The sequence below is a fragment of the Marinobacter sp. H13 genome (assembly GCF_059072335.1).
In genome coordinates, this window is record NZ_JCACRU010000001.1 from 2,596,030 (window position 1) to 2,615,765 (window position 19,736).

The following is a 19,736-nucleotide window of genomic DNA, read 5'->3' on the forward strand; positions in this document are numbered from 1 at the left end:
CTTACAAATGAAAATTCTGATTGTTGAAGACAATGCGGTACTTGCCAAAAAAATATCGGACTGGCTTGCGCAGGCGCACTACACAGTCGATGTCGCCAAAACCGGCAAAGAAGCAGACTCGTTGATTGAAACAAGCTCCTACCAGGCCGTTATTCTCGATATCGGACTGCCCGATGAAAATGGACTGTCTTTAATGCAAAGATGGAGAAAAAACGGGAAAAAAGAGGCCATCCTTATTCTAACCGCACGCTCCAACTGGACTGAGAGAGTAGAAGGGTTGAACGCGGGTGCCGACGATTACCTTCCCAAACCGTTTGAGTTTGATGAACTGAAAGCCCGGCTCAATGCAATTATCCGAAGGAAGGATGGCAGAACAACAGATCAAATCAGTGTCGACGGATTTCGTCTCAACGCCAGCTACCGAACGCTGACCACGCCCGACCAGAAAGAGTTCAGACTGACAGCCACTGAATTCCGCCTTTTGCAGTGTTTCCTGCGTTCACCAGACAGGGTATTTTCACAGGATGAACTGGTTGAAACCCTCTACAACATAGAAAGATGCCCCGCCAGAAATGTCGTTCAGGTTTACATAACCCGGCTTAGAAAAATAATAGGGGGCAATAAAATCAAGACTTTGCGTGGCCAGGGCTACTTCTTCGAAAAAGATCCTACTGGCTGAACGCCCGAACGAACCAGGTCAACATATGCCAGCTCCAAAGAGTATCCGAAGAACAGCCATTCAGTATGGGGCTGTTTTCAGCCTCGTCTATTTCACCCTGATATTCTTTTCACATGCCTACGTGATAAAACAACTATCGGACGAGTCCAGGAAACAACACCTGAGTAAAGAGCTGGAAAACTTTCAGGCAATCATTGAAGCCGAGTCCCCGACAACTGACGACCTCAGGAACATGATCCATCAGTTTGAAATGCTTCTGGGGCATGCCATCATCATCGAAACGGCAGGCGGGAGCGTCCTGACGAGCAACAACTTTGACCTGAGCCAAATGCAGGGCGTTGTGGATAAGCCCGAGGGTTTTATTCACATAGCGCAGGGCGCGAACACGCTTTTTGGGCTTAGACGTACGTTCACTGCTACTGGAAAGCTGGCCTCAATCACCGTTCTTGAAACCGAGGGGGCGCTCTCTGAACGACCGCTGAAGGCCCACCTGACATTGCTCGGTGCCTCGGCCGTTCTTCTGGCGATACTGCTGGCACTGATTGGAACCACCACACATCTGACGTTAAAGCCCATCAGTAGGATAAAAGAGGACCTGAGACGGCTCCAATCCGGGAAACAAAGTCGTCTGAACCCTCACGTGCCGGAAGAGTTTCGTCCGCTGATCCGGCAGCTCAATGATTTGCTCGAGCTGTCAAACCGGCGGCTGGACCGCCACCGCCGCCTGAATTCCGATCTCTCTCACCTGGTCAAAACCTCTATTTCTGCCAATCTTGCCATTTTGTCGGATATCGATACCTTGCCTCCGTCCCGGGAGGATGTTGTGTTTATGGCCTCTAACTTGCGGGAGCTTGACAAATCCCTGAAATACCGGATGAGCAAAGCAGACATATCAGGCAGACAGATGGGACGGACGTGCATGCCGGTTGAAATCACGGCAAGTGTCATCACCGTTATGGAAAAAATCTTCCCTGACACGGTTTTTCGCCTCCACACCAACTTACCTGAAAACTTCAGCTGGCCAATGGAACGGCAGGATCTTTCAGAGCTACTTGGCAATTTACTCGAAAATGGCGGGAAGTGGTGCCAGACAACCGTCGACGTTACAATCGCCCGCACGTCATCAGGACTCTCCATAGAAGTAGCGGACGATGGCCCCGGAATTTCTCCCGAGGCGGCAGCCACTGTCATGAACAGGGGTACCAGGCTGGATGAAACGGTCGCCGGTTTTGGGCTCGGATTGTCCATCGTGTCCGAGATTGTCGAAGACAACCTCGGACAGATGAACATGGGTACCTCAAAAAACGGAGGAGCCAGCATTGTCATTCTACTGCCACTTCCGGATTAGAAAACCTCCAGAAAGGCAACCGTCGATGACGCAGCGCGGCTTCTCCCATTTTTTACCGTTGGATATCACTCACCTTGGCTCTTGAAAAGCGACCGAACAGAACCGGCAAAACAAAGAGTGTCAGGAAAGTTGCAGTCACGAGACCACCAACAATCACGCTGGCCAGTGGCTTCTGGATTTCCGCTCCCACGCCCGTCGACAACAGCATCGGTATCAAGCCGAGCGCCGAGGTTATTGCTGTCATCAAGACAGGACGTAAACGGGAGACGGCACCTTCAAACACCGCGGCATCCACGTTCAACCCATCCTGTATTCGCTGATTGATGCTTTCGACCATAACGACCCCGTTAAGCACCGCCACACCAAACAGTGTGATAAATCCAACGGAACTGGGCACTGAAAGATACTGGCCGGAGACCCAGAGCGAAAAGACACCACCAATTACGGCAAGCGGCACGTTGACCAGAATCAACAGCGCTTGACCAACCGAACTGAAAGCGAAGTAGAGCAACAGCGCAATCAGCCCCAGAGATACAGGTACCACAATGGTCAATCGTTTCTGAGCTCGCTGCTGGTTTTCGAACTGACCACCAATATCCACCGAATAGCCGGGGGGAAGGTTCACTTCTGACGCGATGGTATCCTGAATATCGACAACCACACTGCCCATGTCACGACCCTGCACATTGGACTGAATGACCACACGGCGCTGAACGTCGTCGCGGCGCACCTGGGGCGGGCCGGACTCAATAGACACATCGGCCACATCACCGAGTCTCACCCAGGCTCCGGAAGGCGCCTGCAACCTGAGATCAGCAATGGCATCCCGGTCTTCCCGGAAACGTTTGGCCAGGCGCACATAGATATCGTACCGCTCATTTCCGTTGATGATCTGGCCCGCGGCGGCACCACCCAGTCCGTCCCGGACGACACTCATCACATCAGACACGGCGAGTCCGTACCGGGAAAGTGCCTGACGGTCTGGCTGAACCACCAACTGCGCTTCACCGGCAATCTGCTCCATGGCCACGTCTCGTGTTCCCTGAACTGTTCGGACCGCCGCTTCAATCTGCTGGCCTTTCTCCGCCAGTACGTCGAGATCCGGGCCAAAGAGTTTGATGGCCAGTTCCGCGCGGACACCTGACAGCAATTCATCAACCCGAGTTGCAATAGGCTGAGAAAAGTTAAACAGTAGCCCCGGGTGCTGTTCGAGCTTCGCCTCAAACAGGGCCTGCAATTCATAGCGATTACTGGCGCTGGTCCACTCGGCTGTTGGCTTGAGGCCAATGTAGATTTCGATGTTGTTGACGGGCTCCGGATCGCCGCCTATTTCCGCTCGGCCAGCCCGGGACAGGGCGTAGGTCACCTCTGGAAATTCCATCAGCATGGCCTCCAGTTTCGGCGCCACTTCAAGCGCCGTATCGAGGCTTGATGAAGGGGCCAGGGTCACCCGGAGGTTAATCGTGCCCTCTTCCAGTTCAGGCACGAACTCCGTGCCCAGTCGTGGAACAATCAGCGCCGCCAGTACAACAAGAACCGCCGCCGCGCCAACAACCACGCGGCTATGCTTCAGTGACCAGGCAAGCCCCATGCGATAGAGCTTTTCCAGGGGTTTTAGAATGAAGCTTTCCCGCTCCCGGATACCCTTACGGAACATGTATGACGCCAGCGCGGGTACAACCACCAGAGCGACGATCACCGCCGACACGATAGCCAGCATGATGCTGATTGCCATTGGCTGGAACAGCTTGGCTTCCACACCTTCGAAGCTGAACAGAGGCATGAAAACGACCAGGATAATCGCCGTCGCGAAAAAAATCGGCCGCGCCACTTCCCGGCCGGCTTCCTGGAGACGATGGGCAATGCCATGATCATCGTGTGACGCGTCCAATGGATCGGGGTCATCTCCAGCCAACTCATCCCGATGGTCGTCATGCTTAGCATCAGGATGGGTCAGATGCTTGAACATGTTCTCAACCATAACAACAGAGCCATCCACCAGCATGCCAATTGCCACAGCAATACCGCCCAGAGACATCAGGTTGGCCGAGAGACCGAACCAGGCCATGATCATCAGGGCAATCCCGATGGAAATCGGGATTGAAAGCAGCACCAGCGTTGTTGCCCGCAGATTCATCAGGAACAGGGCAAGCACGATCGCAATAAACACAAAAGCCAACAGAAGCGCATTGGTCACCGTCTCTACGGCCTTGGTCACCAGATCCGCCTGGTTGTAATAGGGCTCAAAACGAACCCCACTCGGAAGCGCCTGGTTTATGCGATCAACGCGGGCCTCGATGCCGTCGATGGTGGCTTTTGTGTTGGCCCCCATTCGTTTGAGTACAATGCCAGAAACCACTTCACCCAGTTGTTCAACCTGACCGGCTTCATCCTTCCGGGTCATGGTTACCGCACCCTGGCGAATTTCAGTGCCCAGCGCTACCTCGGCGACATCGTTCACTGTCACTGTAATGCCATCACTGGTTTTCACGGGTACTTGTCGGATCTGCTCCAGGCCCTCCTCGCCACTGCCCAACCAGCCCATACCACGGATAACCAGTTGCTCCTGCCCGCGGCCCATGTACCAACCGCCGACATTGGAGTTGTTGTTCTCCAGAGCTTCCATGATGTCGTTCTGTGATAAGTCATAGGACAGCATTCGCGCCGGGTTCAGGTTAACCTGGTACTGGCGGACCTCTCCGCCAAACGACAGGATTTCCGTAACCCCTTCAGCCGGTATCAGCAACAGTTTGACCAGCCAGTCGTGCAAGCTGCGCAATTCCATTGCGTCGTACCCCGAATCCGGGTCCGCTATCAGCAAGTACTGGTAGACCTGGCCAAGACCGGACGTATTCGGCCCCATTTCAGGCACCCCGACCCCGTCCGGAATCAGCTCCCGCGCGGCCTGCAACCGCTCGAAAACCAGTTGGCGCGCGAAATAGATATCCGTGCCCTCTTTAAAGACCACGGTGACACCAGACAACCCGGTTTTGGAGATGGACCGAACCTCCTCAACATCCGGCAACGCATACATCACCGCTTCAATGGGATAGGTGATCAGCTGCTCGACTTCCTCAGCCGCAAGTCCGGGCGCCTCTGTATTAACAGCGACCTGGACGTTTGTAACGTCGGGGAAAGCATCAAGATTCAGTTTTGGTATCTGAAACGCGGCCGTGGCGATAAGCACTGCAAGCGCAATAAGAACCAACAGGCGGTTCTGAACCGCCCAGTCGACAACTCGGTTGAACATAATGGCTCCCGGAATCAGTGGTTGTGCGGATCAAAGCCGCCTTTGGCAATCTCAGAGGCCACAAAAAATGCGCCCCGCAAAACGACTCGTTGACCCGCAGCCAGGCCGGAAACCTCACGGAGCCCGCCAATTGAGCGGCCCAGTTCCACTTCCACGGGTTCATACTCGCCTTCGGCCTCTTCCACATAGACCGTCCAGTCGCCGTCCGCGCCACGCATCAATGCAGTCTCCGGCACGGCAAGCACCGGCTCGCTGGTCTTAAAACGAAAATACACATCTGCGAACATTCCTGGATGAAAACGATCTTCAGGATTGTCCAGCTCCAGCCTGACAATCCGCGTGCGGGTCACAGGATCAATGGTGTGGGCTTCCTGGGACACCGTTGCCACGCCCATACGACCCGCTGCCCTGACTTCGGCTTCCGCGCCCTTCTCTAGAACAATGTCGGAGCTTGCTGGCAGATGGGCTTCTACCCAAAGCTCACTCTCATCAGCAAGAGTCACCAGCGGCTGGCCAGCCTCAACTCTTTGTCCTTGCTCAAACTCATCGGTCAGTACTGCACCATCCACGCGAGCCCTGAGCATGTATTCACCGAGACTATCCACCCCGCTGGCCTTCAACGCACCAATGTCATCATCGTTCAGCCCGTAAGCAAGCAGAGTCGCCCTTGCTGCTTCAATGTTGGCTTTCGCTGTATTGAACCGCTGATCGCCAACCACGGAACGACCCAGCCCGCTGATTCGCTTCCATGCAGGAAAAGCTTTCCTGTAATCCGCCTGCGCCTGTGCCACCGTCTCACTGAACAGGGTTACCAGCGGCTGGCCCTTGGTTACGTGCTCACCCAGTTCCACGTGACGCCGCAGCACCACTGAGGCAACCCGGGGGGACACGTGATAGCTGGTATAGCCGTTGGTCAGCAGCTCACCGGGAGCGTAGATTTCATAGTCAACGCGCTTGCTTTCGAGGGTTGCTACTTCAATGCCGGCGAGCTCTTTCTGTTTGGCATTGATGCTTGCGGTAGTTGCTTTTTCCTCTTCATGCTCACCTTCTTCACCATGATCTTCCTTATGCTCGCCCTTCTCACCGGTGACTTCCTGATGATCGTCGCCACTGGCAGCATGATCATGACCGGCTTCCTGATGAGCATCTTCCTCTGCCTGTACAAAAGAAAGTGGGGCTGTAAGCAACGTCAATGCGAATACAGAAATCAGAGTTTTTTTCATAATGAATATCCAGTTTCCAGACTAGTATTGGAAGAGGGTGATCAGTTCGCCAGACTGGCTCAAGAGCTCAATCAGACCCAACTGCGCCTGCTTTTCCAGTTCAATACCGGTTTTCAGGCTCTCCGCGCGCTGGCCCAGCGCCTGGAGATACTCAGAGGTGGAGAGGTCGCCGACCTGCCACTGCTTCTCAAGCAAATCAGCACTTCGCTGTACACGCCCCTGGGAGAGTTCTGTCCATCGGCTGAGTTGGGTGTCGTATCGCTTCCAGGCAGCTCGGGCGCCCGCCAGACCATACTGCTGCTTCCGATAAAGTGCCTGAAACCGAGCTTCGGCCTCTAATGATCGTCGGTTGGCAGCCTGGACTTCGGCACGGTAGTTATTACGGACATTCAGAGGGATCGAGAACGTCAGGCCAACCAGGCTCTCACCGCCATCACGCCCTCCGCTCAGCCCGACCGTGGGAGATGCCGTCGCTCTGCGACTGACCACCTCGGCTTCGCTCCGCAGCACCTGCCACCTCGCGCGGGCAGCAGCAATTGACGGATGATCCAGCAAATTGTCGTTATCGACCCTGGAAGCAAGAGCCGGCCAAATGTGCCCGGGGATCCCCCCATCCTGAGGCCGCCAATCCGGCAGAAGCTCTCTGACCCGGGCTTGCGCCTGATCAACCGCAGCCTTTGCCTGGGCGAGTTCACTGAGCTGCTGAGAAAGGCTTAAAAAAAGCAACTCTGCATCGGTACTCCCCAGGTCGCCCGCCTGCTGGCGTTGCTCAACCTGCTCCAGCAAGGCATCCAGACGGTGTTGCTGGGATTCCGCAATTTCTTCGGCACGCGTCGCCGCGCGCCACTCGACAAGCGCAAACAGCGACTCGGACGTTTGTGCCAAAACCGCCTCGTTCAAATCAGCTTCAGCGGAAAGCCTGATCAGCTTTGCCTTGTCCTTTAGCGCACCCTGTTGATCAGACCAATCGATCGTTTGTGATAGCCCTGCCACAAAGTTGTTGTCACTGCCATTTCTGTCTGCTCCAACAGACAGCTCCGGGTTATACAGCGGTTGTTCGCTTGCCTCAGCATCCGCATCCCGGGCTGCCGCCTGCTCTGTCGCCGCCATGACATCCGGATGCTTGCTTATCTGGCCAGTGAGCCAATTTGTCCAATTCACAGTCTCCGCTTGACCGAACAGAGGAATGGACAATAGTACTGAACACAGCAACGCTCTGGGCGAGTGCTTGCTTGCCTTCATCGACTTTCTCCCGAAGGGGTTGTTAGCCACAATTCATGGGGGCGAGACGCCCATGACAAGGTAGGTAGAGGTGGAGATAGTAAGTGAAAAGGTTGAAATGAACTTGAATTTGGAAGGCATTAGCTCAGGGAACTTGAAAGTGCTCCTCAATAAGGGCGGGGAGAAGCGGCATCGCGACTCATGGCCACGATGCCGCCATCCAATCTAGGAAAAGCGCTGGTTTGATGCCGGTTGAAGTGCGCTCTCGTCGGTCGCACCATCGTCGATACGAACAGCCCGAACCAGGCGGGATACAAGTACCTTGCCGTCACCCGGGTGCCCATTCTGGGTTCTGCCCGTTCTGACAATGAGTTCCACAACTTCACCAGCGACATCATCGGTCGCTACGTCTATTTCCAGCTTGACCATCTTCACTTTCTCCAGAGGCGACTCATCGCCGACCAGATGACCAAATTCGCTGAGAGACACGACAGCAATGCTTGTCACGCCCTTGACTCTGGCCAGAGCATCAACCACATGCCCTGCCATCACTTCTCTGACATACGCTTTTATTTCATACATAAACCGTCTCCTGACTATCAGACTGAAACGTCACGACGTTCAGATGCAAACCACTGGTACACACTGGGCAACACCACCAGCGTCAGCAGCGTTGAAGTGATCAGACCGCCAACCACAACCGTTGCCAGTGGCCGTTGGACATTAGAGCCAATGCCATCGGCCAGCAGCAGGGGAATCAGCCCCAGAATAGCCACAGAGGCGGTCATCAGAACCGGCCGCAAACGGCGTTGAGCACCCAACTTGACTGCTTCAATGACTTCGTAGCCTTCGTCCCGCAACTGATTGATGTAGCTCACCATCACCACACCGTTCAGTACGGCTACGCCGAACACCGCGATGAATCCCACGGCAGCGGGCACAGAGAGGTAAAGCCCCGTCACAAACAGCGCGACAATGCCACCAGTAACCGCAAAGGGCACATTCATGAAGATCAGCGCCGCATAGCGAAGACTACTGAATGCCGAAAAGAGAAGCAGGAAAATAAGCGCCAGGGTAATGGGCACAACGATCGCCAGCCGCGCCATGGCCCTTTCCTGGTTCTCAAACTGACCGCCGAACTCCACGAAATACCCCGGCGGCATGTCCACTTGCTCCTCGATCCGCTTGCGCAAATCCTGAACAACACCGCCCATATCGCGACCACGTACGTTCATCTGCACGTACTGTCGCCGACTGGCATTGGAGCGCGAAATTTTTTTGGGGCCAGCGTACATTTCAACATCGGCCACCCGTGAAAGCGGGATGAGCTCGCCACTATTACCCCGGAGGGGAAGCTTTCTGATTTCATCGATGGACCCGCGATAGGACTCTTGCAGCCGGGCGAAGATCTCAAATCGCCGGACACCGTCGAAGACCAGCCCCGCGCCTTTACCGCCAATCCCGGTTTCGACCGTACTCATCAGGTTATCAATGCTGATGCCAAACTGCGCCAGCACTTCACGGTCGGGGCGAATAACGATCTGTTTTTTACCTGCGCTCTGCTGAGCGCGCACATCCGTTGCCCCCGGCACCTCTTTCGCCAGGGCCGCCACTTCCTTGCCGATCCGGCCCAACTCGTCGAGGTCGTCGCCGAAAATGCTGGCAACCAGTTGCGCCTGAACGCCTGAGAGGAGTTCGTCGGTTCTGAGCTGAATCGGTTGTGACAGATTGTTGGCAAGCCCGGGAACCCGCTCATCCAAAGACTCCGCAATCCGGCTCTGAAGGTCCTCATAGCTCACATCTTCTCGCCACTGATCCAGAGGCTTCAGATTGACGAGCGTCGCGACAACGTTCACGGGTTCAGGATCACCGCCCACCTCGGCACGACCGATCCTGGCATAGGTGCCGGTGACCTCTGGAAATTCATCGACAACGGACTGAATCCGTTTGCCATACTTGATGGCGGATTCAAGACTGGCTCCAGGAGGCAGTGTCGAGCGAATCTGGAACGTGCCTTCCCTGAGCGTGGGCACGAACTCGCTCCCGAGATAGGGAAACAGCAGGAGACTGCCGGCAAAGGCAATGACGGCCACGCCCATTACAATTTTAGGGGCTTTGACGACAGTATTCACCACCGGCTTGTATAGCCGGTTCAGGAACAGAACCAGCTTCGGCTCTTTGTGTTGTCCACCCATCTTGAATGACAGCGAGGCCAGAACCGGCACCAACGTCAACGCGAGTAACAGCGCACCGATCAACGCAAAACTGATGGTGTAGGCCATGGGCGAAAACAGCTTGCCCTCAACGCCCTGCAGCGTAACCAGCGGCAGAAAAACGATAATAATGATGCCAATGGCAAACACAATCGGACGAGCCACTTCCCGGGCAGATTCACCTACAAGCCTCAGAACACTGACCTTTTCCTCTGATCGTTCTTCCAGATGTCGGAAGATGTTCTCTATCATCACAACGGCGCCGTCCACCATCATACCGATGCCGATAGCCAGCCCCCCCAGACTCATCAGATTGGCGGACAGGCCCGAAATCCGCATCGCAATGAATGCGAAAAGCACAGACAACGGCAAGGTCGCCACCACGATCAGTGTGGAACGTATATTTCCGAGGAACAGATAGAGGAACACCAGCACCAGAACCGAGCCCTCAAGTAATGCTTTCTCGACAGTGCCTATGGCCTTGCCCACCAACTCCGCCTGGGAGTAATAAGCCTCTATTTTCAGCCCTTCGGGAAGTGACTTGTTCAGATCATCGATTTTTGCGTTGACGTCCTCGAGTACCTGACTGGTGTTGGTTCCGATCAGCTTCATCACGTAGCCGCCCACGGACTCCTCGCCCGAGGACACCTCCGCGCCGCGGCGAATTGCCGGTCCAAGGCTAACCTCTGCCACATCCCTGACATAAATAGGAGACTCTCCCTCACTCTTGGACACAATGATGTTCTGGATGTCCTCGATGCCCTCGGTACCTGAATTAACCCAACCGTAGCCGCGAACTATATACTCTTCACCTCCTCGCGTAATGAAAGAGGCGCCGACGTTCCGATTATTCTGGGTGAGGGCGCCGCGAACGTCAGACACTGTCAGGTTCCTTGCCTGAAGCTTCTGCGCATCGATATTGACCTGATACTGTTTTACCTCGCCGCCGATGGACAGCACACCGGTTACACCCGGCACGGTTCTGAGCTGGGGCTTGACAATCCAGTCCTGGATCGTGCGGATTTCCTGCAGGCTGTATTGATCCTTATCCTCAGCTTCCAGGGAATACATCAGGATGCGCCCAAGACCGCTCGCTATGGGCCCGAGTTCCGGCTGCCCCATCCCTTCGGGAATCTGGCGCTTGGCCTCGGAAAGCCGTTCGTTTACCAGCCGCCTGGCGAAGTAGATATCGGTGCCATCTTCGAAATAGATGGTCACCCGCGACAACCCGAAAATCGACGTGCTCTGCACTTTTTCCAGCTTGGGAATTCCATACATGCTGATCTCAACGGGATAGGAAATCAGCGTTTCGATATCAACCGGCGACAGACCAGGACTGGTGGTAAACACCTGAACCATGGTCGGCGTCGCGTCCGGAAACGCATCCACCGGCAGTTTTTGAAATGAAAATACGCCGGCAACGATCACGGCGATCGCAAAAACAAGCGTCATCAGACGATTGTTCAGCGCATAATTCACAATTGCGTTGATCATGCTCCCCCCGGGGTTTAGTGTCCGTGAGCGGCGCTGCGGCCACTGGCGGTAATGGCCGACATCAGATCAAAAGCGCCTACTGAAACCACTTCCGTGTTTGCGCTGATGCCGGACTTGATCTCGATCCAGTCGTTTGCCTCCTTGCCAAGCGTGACGGGAACCGCCTTGTAAGCCCCTTTCTCATCGCCCGGAACAAACACAACGGAGTCATCGCCAATGGTTTGAACCGCATCATCCGGAACCAGCGGCAGTGAGGCCTCCGATTCCGTCATGATTCTGGCCGTGGCATAGGTATTCGGGCGAAGGTCGCCTCTGGGAGACTCCAGCACAACGCGAACCGGGATGGTGCGGGTCTTTTCATCGAGCATGCTCGACACCCAGGATACCTGCCCACTGTGAAACCGGTCAGAACTTGAATCCCTGGAGGAAATCTGAACCTCGTCTCCCGTTGAAATCTGGTCAATATCGGATTCGGACACCTGAAGAATGGCCCACAACACCGAGGCATCCGCCACGATGAAAGGCGTATCCGACGGACTCAGCGTTTGCCCCAGACGAACATGCATCTGCTCGACACGCCCTTCAATGGGTGAGCGGAGCGCGTATTGCGCCAGCCCCCCACTGTCACCTGACGACTCGCTGCCGTAAACCGCCAGTTGTTCCCGCACGGAATCGTACTCCGCTTTTGTTTCAAGAAAGGCAGCCTTGGCATCCAGGAACTCTTCTTCACTGGAAATACCCTGTCCCTGCAACTCCCTTTCACGATTGTAGTCAGACTCGGCCGCTTCTTTGCGGGCCTCCAGCGAGATTAACCGGGAGCGAATCCGGGCCAGCTCCACACTGTTCAGGGTTGCCAGTAACTGCCCCTTATTGACACGATCCCCCAGATCAACCGCCAACCCTGTCAGTTTTCCCTCCAGCAGCGGACCAACCTCGGCCACGCGGTCCGGCACATACTGAATCTCGGCAGGTGCCGTAACAATTGCGCCAGCGCGCCCCTTGGCAGCCGCCACAGTCTGAATCGACAGTAACTCTGTCTGCTCCGGCGTCAGATGGATCTGGCGGGACTGGTTTTCCTCTCCGGCATGCTCGGCTTCTTCATTTTCGTGCTGGTCACCCTCGGCTTCTCCGGCAGCGTATGCCTGCTGCAAGCTCAGAGCGCCGACAACTATTAACAGTATCTTCAGATTGCGAATCATTCATTCACCCTCAATATTTAGAGAACGGTACTAAGAGAACGGTCAATTTTGAGTTTCATACCCTCAGGAACCGGCTGACATCGACAGAGCACCTCCTGTGCTTATCTCCAGCGCCCGGACGGCATCGATATAATCGTTCTGCGCCTGAACGTATTCCTGCCTTACCGACAGGAGATTGTCCTGTGCCGCCAGAACATCCGAGGCACCGACCTTGCCCGCCCGAAGTGCTTTCTGCATCAACTGTAATGTTTCCTCTGAACGCTCCAGGATCGACTCGTTCATCTGGCGCAGCCGAACGGCGGTGGATTCGTACCGGGCCACAGCTGACACAACCTGACGCTCTGTAGCCAGGCGCAAGGCCTCTGCCTCAAGCTCGGAGGTTTTCAGCCGCGCAGCAGCTTGTCTCTGCTCACCGGAATAATCATGAAAAACGGTCAAAGGCATCGACACCCCTGCACCGAAAAGGTTGGAGCCTTCCTCACGATCATAAAATCCGAAGACTTTCAGATTTGGAATCGTCAGGCTTTTCGCAACTTCAAGGCCAGATTCATCCGCTGCAATTCTGGCGGCCGCCGCTTTCAGGTCCGCTCTCTGACTCTGTGCCATCTCGACAAGCTGGCTGGTCGGAGGCAGGTCTTCGAGCGTCACATCAAGCTCGCCGGTCACCCCAACGGCATCGGAGGGGGACACCCCGAGCACTTCGGTAAGGTCAATTTTTGATTGCTCGAGCTTTTGTTCCGCCGAGGCTTTTTGATTCCGGGCCCTGGCAAGCCCAATGACTGCGGTATTGAGATCAATCCGGGTTTGTTTACCCTGTTTTACGGACATTTCCCATATTCCAGGGACTCGTCGGCCTGATCCGGGGCCTGACGGGCCCCCAACTCAAACTCTGGATTGCTCGGCGCCCAGCGGCTGGCATGATCAAGCTGTCCCTGCTGTATCGAGACCGCGGCCCGCCTCAAAGCCAATACCGGGCTATTCTCGAAAGCCATCACCATGGCCTGGTTCAGGGAAACAGCCTGGCTGGCTTTGGCCTGCTGATATTCTTTCAGCGACACACTCTCTTTTGCCTGGGCCGACACCATAGGAGAGACGGCCAAGGCTCCCGGAACTATCATCGCGCACAACAACAATCGTTTGTTCATTCAGTATCATCCTGGCTGTTTGACTGAGGTCAGTGAGTCAGCATTTTTGCGTGGGAATCTGGAACGACCTTACAGACAAACCTTTAATACAGTTTGAAATTCAGGCACCGGATAAGAAATGAGCTTTGGCGGCAGGGGGGGGCAGAGGTAAGGGCGAGGATGTCGAGTCACCGGGCGTCAAGGCAGGCGCACGATGGTGGGTTCTTGCATGATAAATAAAAACCGGCCCGTCATTTGGGCCGGCTTTTTATTCTGGATCTGAATTGCTTGTGATCACTTGGCCGATCAGAAACTCCTGCTCCAACCCAGCCAGAACTTCGGATCATCCGAGTTGACAGAGCCAAGCGCGTCGGTTGACTCAATGTCCGCGTACTCCACGTTAACACTGAAAGAACCGAAGTTTCCCGCATCCTTTGTAACGTTGGCGGCGACGTGTGAATAACTTGCCTCGCCGACAGAAGCCTTGCCGTCATCAGCGAAGTCGTAATAGCCAAGCGTCACACCGGCACTGTAGCTGTCCTCCAGAGGCACCCCAACAGAGGCGTAGTAATAGGCATCCCCCTGCACGAACACCCCATCACCACTGGTGTCGCTGTTGATCGTGTAGGCCAGGCCGATGGCCGCAATGCCATAACTGATCTCGCCGTACAGTTCGCCGAAGTCGATGGAGTCCGGCGCGTCAGGATACGCATAATAAATGTACCCAACGTCATAACCCAGTTCTTCCACAGAGCCGGAGAATCCGGCATAAAGATCAAGCTCATAGCTGGTGCCGTCACCAAAATCGACATTGGAACCCCAACCACCGGCGTAGAAGCCCGACGCATGCTCATAATCCAACCCTCCCTGGACAGCCGCAGCCTGAAGTGCTGCAAGCAAAGTGATACTGATAAATCCGGATTTGGTGAAAAACTGCTTCTTCATAATGGATGCCTTCGGTTGGGTTTCATTGCTCCAAATATGATTGAGCAAAAGTCTTGCCACATCTTATTTATTCTTTTTTATCATTATTATAGAGACAAATCGGCACATTCTGAGCTTGCCCCCGAAAAACGACCCAACACCTAGCGCCCCAGAACCTGCGGAGTCTGTCACCGGCCCGGACCAGCGCCCTGTTTTGATGCATTCTCTGTAACCATTCTGTAATCTTTGCCAAATAGACTTTAATAGCGCTTCAACACACACAAGCAAACCGAAAAAGGTGAGACAGATCATGAGCAAGAAATATTTGGGCTTGGCTTTGGCGATTTCTGCCGCTTCTGCTGCACAGGCCGGAAACGTTACGACCAGCGGCGAAGACCTTGTGATCGATACCGACAGCGGTATCAAAGTGAAAGTGTCGGATAACTCTGCGTCTTTTCAGCTCGGCGGGCGCATTCAGTGGGATTACGACGCCACGCAGTCTGACGACAACGGTGTTGACACTACCGATTTCGATGTGCGCCGGGCACGCCTCTACGCCAAGGGCCACTTTGGCGACTGGGCGTACAAGACCCAGTTCAACGTGGCTGAGAGTGATGGCGCCGACGGCGGGACCGCTGAGGACCTGTACATTCGCTACCTGGGATTTGGCTCAGCTGCAACCGTGACTATTGGTAAGCAGAAAGAGCCATTCGGCCTGGAACAATTAACGAGTTCAAAAGACATCTCGGCCCTTGAGCGATCCGCCATGACCGAGCGTTATACCCCCGGTCGCAGCGGCGGCATCCAGCTCAGCGGCAAAGGCAGCAACTGGACCTACGGTATCGGCTACTTCGAGGCAGACGGCAATGGCAGCGACGATTTCAATAACACGGCAGTAACCGCACGGGGCACGGTTGCACCGATTCAAACGAACAATATGGTTGTTCATCTTGGTGCGGGTTATACCACGCGTGATGCCGACACTCAGGCCGAGGAGGTCGATACGTTTAATCTGGAGCTCGCCGGCGCTTCCGGGCCCTTCCATGCCCAGGCCGAATATTTCGATTCCGAGGAAGGCCAGGTGGATGTTGATGGCTATTACGTACAGCTTGGCTGGATCATCACCGGCGAAAGCCGTCCTTACAAAGCCGGAGCATTCAAGCGGGTAAAACCGGCATCACCCAAAGGGGCCTGGGAAGTTGTTGCCCGCTTTGAGGATGGTGACGGAAAATACAGTGACGTGGGGCTGGCCACGACCGACGGTGAGCAAACAACACTGGGCGTTAACTATTACGCCAACAAGAATGTTCGACTTGGAATGAGCTACATGGATGGCGAAGAAGCCAATGGCGCTAGCGGAGATGAAGTGCGTGCGAGGTTACAATATGCATTTTGACCGCATGGAGGTCGCTTGAATGAGTTTTGCGGTTTGATATAGTTCTTGAGAGTTAATGAAATACTCAGGTTTTGGGCAGATATTAATCTGCCCATGCTTTTGTCTGCCCCCCCCCACCCCCACCCCCACCCCCCGCTAATAAAGTTCATCTGAGGTTTCTGGTGTACATTGAGGTGGACCCCATCAGTTGGACAGCCTGAAGGTGCAGTTAAGCTCTGATCCGGCTGTATTCCTGAAAAAATGAGGCCCGTATGGACGGCTTTGCAAGACGTACAAGGTGGTGGCGCGTTGTTCAGCTCTTTTTGCCTGTGAGCCTATGGAGGTACCCCTTGAGAGTCAGGTTCAATCTGACCGATATCAAGGTTGTCGCTGACATTGGCGCCCTAAACTGAATGAGCGACTTATCGATGAAATATTGACTCCATTCAACCGTTTATGCGGCCGCTGAAGGTACCACTAGGATGAAAATGATGCTAACTCCGCTCACTGCCAGGAATGGCCAAAAAAATCAGAAGTCGTTGCTTGTCTTTGCCATTGGTTCGGTTCTGGCCTCTGCCGCAACGCCTGTCCTGTCCATGACCTTTACCGAAGCCTTAACCGGGGGAAAGGTTTCGCTTGATGTTCGTTACCGTTACGAATTTGTGGATCAGGACAACCCTCTTGATCAAGCCCATGCTTCTACCGTTCGAACCCGACTGGGGTACCGGACTGGTGATTTTAAGGGGTTTGAGGTGTTTGCCGAGGCGGAAGATGTGTCCGCTGTGGGGAATGAGAACTACAATAGCACCATCAATGGCATAACCGATCACTCAGTAGTCGCTGATCCGACGGAAACCGAAGTCAACCAAATTTACGTGCGTTACAAAGGTTTTTCGGATACCAGCCTGACCTACGGCCGTCAGCGCTTTGCTCTGGACAATCACCGGTTTATCGGTACGGTTGGCTGGCGCCAGAATGAGCAAACCTTCGATGCCTTTGTCGGCACCAACGAGTCGCTTCCGGACACGAAGATCACAGCGGGCTATCTTTACAATGCTAACCGGGTGTTCTCGGATGCCAGCCCTAATGGCAATTTCCCAATGCAGTCGCCGATTTTCAACGCACAGTATCATGGCTTGGCTGCCGGAACCCTGACCACTTACGTTTATCTTTTCGACTTTACCAACGCAGACGTCAACTCAACCCAGAATTTTGGTTTGCGGTTCGCAGGTGGCACCGATGTATCGGAAGACGCCAGGGTCCTGTACACCCTGGAGTACGCAATCCAGAAAGACTATGCAGACAACCCGCAAAGCTTTGAGGCCGCTTATTGGCTGGCGGAAGTGGGGCTCGCAGTCTACGGCCTGACCTTTAAGGTGGGTATGGAGACTCTGGAGTCGGACGACGGCCGGTCATTCCAGACGCCTCTGGCGACGCTTCACGCGATGAACGGTTGGGCCGACCAGTTCCTGGTCACCCCGGACGATGGCCTGCAGGATCTATACGTATCGGCGGGTGCCTCAGCAAAGGGGGTCAAGTGGCTGGCCGTTTATCATGACTACAGCAGTGACATCAATAGCCTGAGCTATGGCTCCGAGCTGGGGCTGCTGGCTGTCTACCCGATCAACAAGCACTACACGGTGGGTGCCAAGTTCGCCAGCTATGCCGCCGATGGTCGTGGCGTGGATACGGACAAGGCCTGGTTGTGGGGAGAGGTCAAGTTCTGACCTTATCACTATTGCGGTGAACAGACATTCGCCTGGTGGCTCAGTCTGACCTGGTTTCAGTACATCAGATGCTGGAGTCAACATATGGCGATCGTCGCCACGAAGACGTGGATTTGCTGTCACAACTGGCGGACATCGTTAACGAAACGGTCGACAAAGGGGGCAATATACTGATTCCGGCCTTTGCCGTGGGCAGAGCGCAGGTCTTGCAGCATATGCTCACCGACCTGATGAAGGCGGGACGAATTCCAAGGTTGCCAGTTTATCTGGATAGCCCCATGGCGATTGATGTTTCTGAGATTTACTGCCGCTACGAAGATCAGCATCGGTTGAGCAGTTCAGAATGCCATGAAATGTGCAGCACCGTTCACTATAGCCGCAGCGTCCAAGACTCCAAGGCGCTGGCTGACCAGGCCTACCCGCACGTAATTATTGCAGGCAGCGGTATGGCAACGGGCGGTCGCATTCTTCATCACTTCAAACGTCTCCTCGGCCAGCACCGTACAACCGTTATCTTTGCCGGTTATCAGGCAGGGGGGACACGAGGCGCCAAAATGGTTGATGGAGCGGAAAGGATCAAGATCCACGGCGACTGGATTCCGGTCAAGGCCCGGCTGGAGGTGTTGAGTGGGCTTTCCGGGCATGGAGATTTCACAGAGATTGAACAGTGGCTGGCTCAAAGTGACTTAGCCCCCGAAACGCCGATCAACTTGATTCATGGAGACCCTGATGCGCTGGAGGCCATGAAGGATCACTTGCGTCAGAACACCCGGTTTGAGGTGGATGTGGCAGGCTACCAATCCATTTTGCGTCTTTGACGATGCCCTGACGGCCATCTTCGAGGGCGACCTGAATGAGCCGCTTAAGATCCGGCAACGACCTTGGTCGCGGCGGCTGCCGTGTGCTAGAGTGGGCGATCTCATTGGCTGGAGTGAGAGGCAGTGGCCCTGATCCCGGCTCCAACCTGAACAGTAATGTCATAAGGAGTGTTTGGTGAAATCCCAATCCTGGCTCTGGTCTCTGATAGCGGTGTTGGTGCTCGCCGGCGGTTCTTATGGGGTTTTTGTTCTGTTTGGGGAAGAGCCCTTGCCGCAGGGAATCGTCTATGGCAATGGCCATATCGAGGGGCGGGAAGTGCGGATCGAGGCCGAAGTGGCCGGTCGGGTCATCGAGCACCATCTCGCGGAAGGCAGCAAGGTTTCGGCTGGCGACACGGTAGCCGTGATCGACCCCGCCGATGCCAGAGACCGCCTGCGCTCGGCACAGGCCGAGCTGGCCTCGGCGCGGGAAGTCCGTGACGGCTTCGACAGCCAAATCACCACCTGGCGTCATCATCTCAAGAATGCCGAGAAACAACGGCAGCGGATCCGGGACTTGCGGTCCCGCAATCTGGCCAGCTCGAGTGATCTGGATCAGGCGGAAAATGCCGTCAGTGAGGCCCGGGGCCGACTTGAGTCTCTCCAGCGGCAGAAGGATGCCGCCGAAGAACAGGTGGCTGCAAGGGCGGCGCAGGTGGCACTGGCTGAATCGCAACTGGACAAAGCGGAGGTTGCCGCGCCGCTCTCCGGAACCATCCTGATCCGGGCGGTGGAGACGGGAGAGGTTGTCGATACCGGCCAGCCGCTGGCCACGATGGTGAATCTGCAGCAGCTCGAACTCAAGGTCTATGTCCCCGGTGATATCCTCAACCGGATCAGCTTGGGGGATCCCGCCAGAATCCGCGTGGACGGTTTGCCCGGGGACTTTTCCGCCAAAGTCGGCAGGATTGACGATTTCGCCCAGTTCACCCCCCGCGATGTCCACATGCCCGACGAGAGAGTTCGGATGGTCTATGGCGTTACCCTGGTGCTGGATAATCCGGCCGATGCTCTGAAACCGGGTATGCCGGCAGATGCCTGGATTCGCTGGGATCCGGACGCCGAGTGGCCAGCGACCCTCTCGGTTCCGGCGCGCTGAGCC

General features: G+C 55.2%; 15 protein-coding genes. 6 read left to right on the forward strand and 9 right to left on the reverse strand.

Features of this window, described 5'->3' with window-relative positions:
- Positions 1-7 precede the first annotated feature (7 nt).
- Together AC5JQH_RS11985 and AC5JQH_RS11990 are read left to right on the forward strand one after the other, a co-directional pair.
- The gene (locus AC5JQH_RS11985; protein WP_493792037.1) at positions 8-679 is read left to right on the forward strand and encodes a response regulator transcription factor; all 672 of its coding nucleotides are present in this window, start codon (positions 8-10) and stop codon (positions 677-679) included.
- Positions 680-704: 25 nt separating this feature from the next.
- Positions 705-2,027 (forward strand): ATP-binding protein, encoded by a 1,323-nt coding sequence (locus tag AC5JQH_RS11990; protein WP_008174544.1) that lies wholly within the window; start codon positions 705-707, stop codon positions 2,025-2,027.
- A 52-nt stretch (positions 2,028-2,079) separates the two neighbouring features.
- Here the strand turns inward: AC5JQH_RS11990 and AC5JQH_RS11995 are convergent, their stop codons facing one another.
- The 9 genes from AC5JQH_RS11995 to AC5JQH_RS12035 all read right to left on the reverse strand — a co-directional run bounded on the left by AC5JQH_RS11995 (position 2,080) and on the right by AC5JQH_RS12035 (position 14,696).
- The gene (locus AC5JQH_RS11995) at positions 2,080-5,277 is read right to left on the reverse strand and encodes an efflux RND transporter permease subunit (protein ID WP_493805619.1); all 3,198 of its coding nucleotides are present in this window, start codon (positions 5,275-5,277) and stop codon (positions 2,080-2,082) included.
- A gap of 14 nt (positions 5,278-5,291) precedes the next feature.
- Entirely contained in the window at positions 5,292-6,500 is a 1,209-nt protein-coding gene (locus AC5JQH_RS12000; protein ID WP_493791857.1) for an efflux RND transporter periplasmic adaptor subunit, read from the reverse strand.
- Positions 6,501-6,521: 21 nt separating this feature from the next.
- Positions 6,522-7,661: a TolC family protein gene (locus tag AC5JQH_RS12005; RefSeq protein ID WP_493791856.1), complete on the reverse strand. Its 1,140-nt coding sequence runs from the start codon at positions 7,659-7,661 to the stop codon at positions 6,522-6,524.
- A 285-nt stretch (positions 7,662-7,946) separates the two neighbouring features.
- Positions 7,947-8,303, reverse strand: a complete 357-nt coding sequence (locus AC5JQH_RS12010) for a P-II family nitrogen regulator (RefSeq protein ID WP_303291887.1) — start codon at positions 8,301-8,303, stop codon at positions 7,947-7,949.
- 17 nt (positions 8,304-8,320) lie between these two features.
- Positions 8,321-11,428, reverse strand: a complete 3,108-nt coding sequence (locus tag AC5JQH_RS12015) for an efflux RND transporter permease subunit (protein WP_493805620.1) — start codon at positions 11,426-11,428, stop codon at positions 8,321-8,323.
- 14 nt (positions 11,429-11,442) lie between these two features.
- Positions 11,443-12,627: an efflux RND transporter periplasmic adaptor subunit gene (locus tag AC5JQH_RS12020; protein ID WP_036208657.1), complete on the reverse strand. Its 1,185-nt coding sequence runs from the start codon at positions 12,625-12,627 to the stop codon at positions 11,443-11,445.
- 63 nt (positions 12,628-12,690) lie between these two features.
- Positions 12,691-13,455 (reverse strand): TolC family protein, encoded by a 765-nt coding sequence (locus AC5JQH_RS12025; protein ID WP_475106594.1) that lies wholly within the window; start codon positions 13,453-13,455, stop codon positions 12,691-12,693.
- The gene (locus AC5JQH_RS12030; RefSeq protein WP_286715974.1) at positions 13,446-13,772 is read right to left on the reverse strand and encodes a hypothetical protein; all 327 of its coding nucleotides are present in this window, start codon (positions 13,770-13,772) and stop codon (positions 13,446-13,448) included. The genes AC5JQH_RS12025 and AC5JQH_RS12030 overlap by 10 nt, the downstream gene beginning before the upstream one ends.
- Before the next feature lie 285 nt (positions 13,773-14,057).
- Positions 14,058-14,696: a TorF family putative porin gene (locus AC5JQH_RS12035; RefSeq protein ID WP_493805621.1), complete on the reverse strand. Its 639-nt coding sequence runs from the start codon at positions 14,694-14,696 to the stop codon at positions 14,058-14,060.
- A 289-nt stretch (positions 14,697-14,985) separates the two neighbouring features.
- Here AC5JQH_RS12035 and AC5JQH_RS12040 point away from each other — a divergent pair, with 289 nt between their 5' ends.
- The 4 genes from AC5JQH_RS12040 to AC5JQH_RS12055 all read left to right on the forward strand — a co-directional run bounded on the left by AC5JQH_RS12040 (position 14,986) and on the right by AC5JQH_RS12055 (position 19,733).
- Entirely contained in the window at positions 14,986-16,071 is a 1,086-nt protein-coding gene (locus tag AC5JQH_RS12040) for an OprO/OprP family phosphate-selective porin (protein ID WP_493805622.1), read from the forward strand.
- Positions 16,072-16,532: 461 nt separating this feature from the next.
- Positions 16,533-17,777 carry an alginate export family protein gene (locus AC5JQH_RS12045; RefSeq protein WP_493805623.1) on the forward strand — a complete coding sequence of 415 codons (1,245 nt, stop codon included), beginning with the start codon at positions 16,533-16,535 and terminating at the stop codon, positions 17,775-17,777.
- A gap of 113 nt (positions 17,778-17,890) precedes the next feature.
- The gene (locus AC5JQH_RS12050; protein WP_493805624.1) at positions 17,891-18,595 is read left to right on the forward strand and encodes an MBL fold metallo-hydrolase RNA specificity domain-containing protein; all 705 of its coding nucleotides are present in this window, start codon (positions 17,891-17,893) and stop codon (positions 18,593-18,595) included.
- 175 nt (positions 18,596-18,770) lie between these two features.
- Complete coding sequence (locus AC5JQH_RS12055; RefSeq protein ID WP_493805625.1) at positions 18,771-19,733, forward strand: HlyD family secretion protein; 963 nt, start codon at positions 18,771-18,773, stop codon at positions 19,731-19,733.
- Positions 19,734-19,736 lie beyond the last annotated feature (3 nt).